6 protein-coding genes are annotated in these 6,245 nt (G+C 73.1%); 3 read left to right on the top strand and 3 right to left on the bottom strand.

Features of this window, described 5'->3' with window-relative positions; translation table 11 throughout:
• The 3 genes from gnd to dnaA form a co-directional block, all read right to left on the bottom strand.
• The coding region (gene gnd, locus VGI02_RS04740) for a phosphogluconate dehydrogenase (NAD(+)-dependent, decarboxylating) (RefSeq protein ID WP_331626116.1) at positions 1-900 on the bottom strand (900 nt) is incomplete at its 3' end.
• 124 nt (positions 901-1,024) lie between these two features.
• Complete coding sequence (gene dnaN, locus VGI02_RS04735) at positions 1,025-2,257, bottom strand: DNA polymerase III subunit beta (RefSeq protein ID WP_331626115.1); 1,233 nt, start codon at positions 2,255-2,257, stop codon at positions 1,025-1,027.
• A gap of 721 nt (positions 2,258-2,978) precedes the next feature.
• Positions 2,979-4,721 (bottom strand): chromosomal replication initiator protein DnaA, encoded by a 1,743-nt coding sequence (gene dnaA / locus VGI02_RS04730; RefSeq protein WP_331626114.1) that lies wholly within the window; start codon positions 4,719-4,721, stop codon positions 2,979-2,981.
• Positions 4,722-5,260: 539 nt separating this feature from the next.
• On the opposite strand from dnaA, the gene rpmH reads away from it, so the two are divergent.
• The 3 genes from rpmH to yidD all read left to right on the top strand — a co-directional run.
• Positions 5,261-5,404, top strand: coding sequence for a 50S ribosomal protein L34 (gene rpmH, locus VGI02_RS04725; RefSeq protein WP_331626117.1), 144 nt, complete (start codon positions 5,261-5,263; stop codon positions 5,402-5,404).
• Between the two features lie 31 nt (positions 5,405-5,435).
• Positions 5,436-5,822, top strand: coding sequence for a ribonuclease P protein component (gene rnpA, locus VGI02_RS04720; RefSeq protein WP_331626113.1), 387 nt, complete (start codon positions 5,436-5,438; stop codon positions 5,820-5,822).
• A 163-nt stretch (positions 5,823-5,985) separates the two neighbouring features.
• Positions 5,986-6,245, top strand: a 260-nt coding sequence (gene yidD, locus VGI02_RS04715) for a membrane protein insertion efficiency factor YidD (RefSeq protein ID WP_331626112.1), incomplete at its 3' end; no start/stop codon positions are given.

Genomic DNA, 6,245 nt, shown 5'->3' with positions numbered 1-6,245 from the left:
CGGCGGTTCGTTGGCGGCCTCCCCGGCCTTGCGCGTGGCGTGGCCGCCGAACTGGGCGCGCAGCGCGGCGACGGCCTTCATCGCCGGCGAGTCGGTCTGGCGGGAGGCGAACCGCGCGAACAGCGCCGCCGAGATCACGGGCAGCGGGACCGCGTGCACGATCGCCTCGTCCACGGTCCAGCGGCCCTCCCCGGAGTCCTCGGCGTAGCCGGTGATCTGGTCCAGGTGCGGGTCGGCCTCGAGGGCCAGGACCATGAGGTCGAGCAGCCAGCTGCGCACCACGGTGCCGCGGCTCCAGGCCTTCATCACGGCGCCGACGTCGGTCACCGGGCCGCCGGCGGAGAGCAGCTCGTACCCCTCGGCGTAGGCCTGCATGAGGCCGTACTCGACGCCGTTGTGGACCATCTTGGCGTAGTGCCCCGCCCCGACCGGGCCGGCGTGCGCGAAGCCCTCCTCGCGGGGCCCCTCCGGCCGCAGCGTGTCGAAGACCGGCATCAGCCGCTCGATGTCGGCGGGCGCGCCGCCGGCCATGAGCCCGTAGCCCTCGGTGCGTCCCCAGATGCCGCCTGACACCCCGCAGTCGGCGTAGTGCACGCCGTGCCCGGAGAGCAACTCGGCGTGCTCGGTGTCGTCGGTGAAGCGGCTGTTGCCGCCGTCGACGACGAGGTCACCCTCGGAGAGGAGGTCGGCGAGGCTGCGCACCGTCGAGTGCGTGGGCTCGCCCGACGGCACCATCAGCCACACCGTGCGCGGCGCGGCCAGGGCCGTGACCAGCTCCGCGAGCGACTGCACGTCCCCCGAACCGTCGTTGGCGTACCCGACGACCTCGTGGCCTGCGGCGCGCAGCCGCTCGGCCATGTTGCCGCCCATCCGGCCGAGCCCGACCATCCCCAGCTGCACCGCGATCCGCTCCCTCGTCCCCAGCCACCGGTTCCGTGCATGCCCCCGACGATGACGCCGGGGCCGATTCCTTCGTACCCGCTGGACGGCCGCTGATCGCGGCGACGCACGGGCGGGCCCGCGGTCAGCCCGGCAGGCGGACCGGCATGAGCAGGTAGAGGTATCCCGGGCGCGGCTCCGGGAGCTCGGCGGCTCCGCCGGGACCGGGCTCGACCGCCGTCGTCGAGGCCTCCTCGGTCCCGACCTCGCCCTCGGCAGGCGCGTCCTCGCCCGGCGCCGCGGCCGGGCGCAGCAGCGCCGGGCGGCTCGGGGTGGTGAACGACAGGTGGGCGGCCTCGGATCCGAGGGCGCCGAGGCCGTCGAGCAGATACCCCGGGTTGAACGCGATCGTCAGCGGCTCGCCGGCGAACGAGCACGGCAGCTGCTCCTCGGCGCTGCCCTCGTCGTCGCCGCCCGCGGTGAGCCGCAGCGAGCCCTCCTCGAACTCGAGGCGGACCTGGGTGCCGCGCTCGGCGACCAGCGAGACGCGCTTGATGGCGTCGACCAACGGTGCGATCTCGACCACGGCGGCGGAGGTGTGCTCCTTCGGGAGCAGCTGGCGGTAGCGGGGGAACTCGGCGTCGAGCAGGCGGGTCGTCGACCGGCGCCCGCCACCGGAGAGCCCGAGCAGACCGTCTCCACGACCGAGCGCCAGGTCGATCTTCGACCCGGAGGAGGTCAGGGTCTTCGCGGCCTCCGACAACGTCTTGGCCGGCGCGAGGATCGCGGTGGACTCACCGTCGGCCGCCGTCGGGCCGTCCTCGCCGGGCTCCCAGGTGAACTCACGCACCGCGAGGCGGAACCGGTCGGTGGCGGCCATCGTCAGCGACGGCCCGTCGATCTCGACGCGGATGCCGGTCAGCATCGGCAGGGTGTCGTCCCGGCCGGCCGCGACGGCGACCTGGGACACGGCCCGGGCGAAGACCTCCGGAGCCAGCTGGCCGACCACCGGCGGCATCTCGGGCAGCTGCGGGTAGTCCTCCGCCGACATGGTCGGGAGGCTGAACCGGGCGTTACCGCAGGTCAGCGAAGCGCGGGGACCCTCGACCGTGACATCGACGGGGTGCGGCGGCAGCGACTTGGTGATGTCGGCCAGCAGCCGGCCCGACACGAGCGCGCGACCGCCGTCGCCGATCATCGCGGGGACCTCGACCCGGGCCGAGACCTCGTAGTCGAATCCCGAGACGGTGAGGGCGCCGTCGTCCGCCGCGTCGAGCAGGACGCCGCCGAGCACCGGCACCGGGGCGCGGCTGGGCAGGCTGCGCGCGACGAAGGCCACCGCGTCGGCGAAGGCGTCGCGCTCCACGCGGAACTTCATCGCTGTCCTCCTGGCATCGGGCGGAGAAGTGGGACGGGACGGGATTCGGGCAGGGCGTCACGGTAGAGCCTGACAGGGGGGTCCGACACTCCGGCCCTGTGCAGCGTCGTCGCTCCGTTCGCTCCCCAACCCTGGTTTCTTGTCGTTCTTCCTAGAGAGAGAGAACAGCAGTGACAGTAGGTCCTGTGGGCGCTGTGGAGTACCGGTGTCGACGCAGGTCGGGATGCCCCCAGCGGTGTGGAGCGCGGCGGACGGGCCGTCCCCGGATCCGGGGACGGATCGGCGTGTGGGGTGGACAACCTCCCGGGGACCGGTTCCGTCCCGGATCCGTCCACCCCTGCGCGCACAGGTGTCCACAGACTTGTCCCCAACTGTGGGTCGATCGGGAGTCGAACGACTGCGCAGCGCAACCGGTCCGGGGTGGGCGGGGGATCCGGGGCGGGGACCGGAGCGTGGGACCGGTCCGTTCGGGTCCGCGATGTCCCGTCCGGTGGTGAAGGTCCGGTTCTCGGTGACGTTGTGTGCAGATCCTGCCCGGCGACGGGCACTCGGGGTGACGCTCGGCGGGGCGGGAGTGGATGGCCTGCCGGCAGCGGGGCGGACGGTCGCGAGACGTCTCCGTGTCCGGACGTCCACCGGATCGTGAGCTCCTGGGCCCGGACATGCCATCCGTATGCGTCTCGGCGCTCCCGGACGCCGCCCCCGGCCGGGAGCGGCCGGTTCAGCCCCGCGCGCGCTGCTTGATGCGCGCGGTGAGCTCCTGGACCTGCTCGTAGGTCCGGCGCCGCTCGGCCATCTCCTTGCGGATCTTCTTGTCCGCGTGCATGACCGTCGTGTGGTCGCGGTTGCCGAACGTCTGCCCGATGCGCGGCAGGGAGAGGTCGGTGAGCTCGCGGCAGAGGTACATCGCGATCTGGCGTGACAGCGCGAGGGCCTTGGTCTTCCCCGGGCCCGTGAGGTCGTCGATGGAGACCCCGTAGAACTCCGCGGTGACGGCCATGATCGTCGGCGCGGTGATCTCCGACTGGCGCGAGTCGGGGATGAGGTCGCGCAGCACGATCTCGGCGAGCTGGAGATCGATCGGCTGGCGGTTGAGCGAGGCGAACGCCGTGACCCGGATCAGCGCGCCCTCGAGCTCACGGATGTTGCGCTCGATGCGGTCGGCGATGAACTCGAGGACCTCGGGCGGGGCGGCCATCCGCTCGCCTGCGGCCTTCTTGCGCAGGATCGCGATCCGCGTCTCCAGCTCGGGCGGCTGGATGTCGGTGATCAGGCCCCACTCGAACCGCGTGCGGAGCCGGTCCTCGAGGGTCTCCAGGCGCTTCGGCGGACGGTCGGAGGAGACGACGATCTGCTTGTTCGCGTTGTGCAGCGTGTTGAAGGTGTGGAAGAACTCCTCCTGGGTGCCTTCCTTGCCCTCCAGGAACTGGATGTCGTCCACGAGCAGCACGTCGACGTCGCGGTAGCGCCGTTGGAAGGCGATCTTGCGGTCGTCGCGCAGCGAGTTGATGAAGTCGTTCGTGAACTCCTCGGTCGACACGTAGCGCACGCGCATGCCGGAGAACAGGCGCTGGGCGTAGTGCCCGACGGCGTGCAGCAGGTGCGTCTTGCCGAGTCCGGAGTCGCCCCAGACGAAGAGCGGGTTGTAGGCCCGCGCGGGGGCCTCGGCGACCGCCACCGCCGCGGCGTGCGCGAAGCGGTTCGAGGCTCCGATGACGAAGGTGTCGAAGAGGTACTTCTCGTTGAGCCGGGTCTGGGAGCGGGGCGCGCCGCGCGCGTCGCCGCCTCCGCCGGAGGGCTCGGTGGGCATGGTCGTGGGGTCACCGTCGATCCGGCCCGGCGTCGGGTTCCGCCCCGGCGGGCTCCAGATCTCGTGAACGGCGTCGAGGCCGTCGCGGACCTCGTCGACCTCTTCCTCGGGGTGCGCCTGGTCCGGGTTGTGGGTGACCTGCCCGACGCCCGCCGCGGCCGCGATCGCGTCGGCGCGGTGCGAGCGCTGGTGGTCGGGGGCGGATCCGGTCAGGTATCCGGTGTCCGGCCCGCCGTCGTCGTAGCCCTGTCCGGCGAAGGTCGGTGCCGTGTAGCCGCCGCCACCCCCCGCGAGGGGGTTCGCGGCCGCGGTGCCCGGCAGACGCGGCAGGGGGGAGGTCTCCGGGCCGGCCGCGCCGGACCCGTCCGGGGTCCGGGCGCTGTGGTCCACCCGGACGGCGAGCTGGACCGGGCGACCGATGTGACGCGAGAGCGCGTCGACGATCGGGTCGCGCAGGGCCCGTTCGATGGCTTCCTTGGCGAACTCGCTCGGTGCGGCGAGCAGTGCGGTGTCGTCGAGCAGACCGAGGGGTCGCGTGACGCGGACCCAGGCGCGCTGCTGGGCCGAGAGGGCCGGGCCGTCGGGGGAGCCGGACGTGAGCTCGGTGACGACCCGGGTCCAGGTCTCGTCGAGGTCGGAGAGCTGGTCCGACACGGGTGACCCTCCCTCTGTCCGACCTCTGTGCACCCGGACTCCTGGTCGGTCCGCGCACGTCACGCCCACGATCGCGCACGAATCCACAGAGTTGTCCACAACTGTGCACGACGTGCGCGAGACACCGGTGCGAGTTCCCGCCCCCGGGGTTCGCACCGAGTATGCCGCCTCTGGCGGTCGCTCCGGATCGGTGGTTCCGCCGACGTCACCGTCCGCCGGACCCTGCCCACGGAAACGACCGGGGGGACCCGGCGGTTCGGCTCCGCGGTAGCGGGGTGCGAGACGCTAACAAGGCCTCGCGCCGGGCCACAAGCTCTCCCCGGGACCGGTCCGGCCGTCAGTAGACGGACGGCCCCGGACATCGTCGCGGGTCGAGGTCCGGGGCCCGGCGTGGGGGCCGCGGCGGGGTCTCGGCTACGCTGGTCACGACCGGATCCGGGTCCGCCACGCCCAGGGAATTCCCTGGGTCTCTCGGCGTGCGCCCGGAGCACCCGCGCTCCCCCACGATCCGGGGTGAGCTGACGCAGGAGTTCTCAGCCGTGGCCAAGGGCAAGCGCACGTTCCAGCCGAACAACCGTCGTCGGTCGAAGACCCACGGCTTCCGGCTGCGGATGAGCACGCGCGCCGGTCGCGCCGTGCTGGCGAACCGCCGCCGGAAGAACCGCTCCTCCCTGAGCGCCTGACGGGCCGCGCCCGGCACCGCCGAGGCCGCCCGTGCTGCCGCGCCCGTACCGGGTCCGCAGGCCCGACGACTTCCGGCGGATCCTGCGTCGCGGCCGGAAGGCCGGTCGGCGCAGGTTGTCGGTCCACGCCCTCGCCGGTGACGACGGTGGCTCGCGCGCCGGGTTCGTCGTCGGGCGCACCGTCGGTGGTTCTGTCGAGCGGCACCGCGTGACCCGCAGGCTGCGGCACCTGGTCGGGGAACGCCTGGCCGGCCTGCCGGACGGCACCGCGCTCGTGGTGCGGGCCCACCCACCTGCGGCCGGATCCACCTCCGCCGAGCTCGGTGCCGACCTCGACGCGGCGCTGCGGCGTTTGGACATGTCTCCGCGACCGCGCACCGCGGAGGCCTCGGGGCCGGTGGCCGGCGGGGCCGGGTAGGACGGCGATGGGTGCGACGACCGTCCGTCCGCGTACCGGTGGCGTTCGCCCTCCCGGCCCGTCGCGGGCACGATGGTCGAGGGAACCGGTCATCGGACCCCGGAGCGAGCTCCGAGGTCACGACGTGGCGTGGTTTCACGGGAAACCGACGGGAGTGGACGACGTGGAGATCGGGACACCGGTGCTGCCGGACTCGCGCCCGGGCCCGGCCGCCCGTCTGCTGATCGCGCTCCTCGGGATGTACCGGCGCTGGATCTCTCCCCTGTTCCTCCCCCACTGCCGCTTCCATCCGAGCTGCAGCGCCTACGCCGTCGAGGCGCTCCGGGTGCACGGAGTCCTCCGGGGTACCGGTCTCGCCACCCTGCGCCTGCTCAAGTGCGCGCCCTGGCACCCTGGAGGCCTGGACCCCGTGCCTCCGCGTCG

Origin of the sequence: Actinomycetospora sp., from assembly GCF_036497245.1 — a bacterium.
Lineage (GTDB): Bacteria > Actinomycetota > Actinomycetes > Mycobacteriales > Pseudonocardiaceae > Actinomycetospora.
This window is presented reverse-complemented; position numbering and strand designations above follow the sequence as displayed.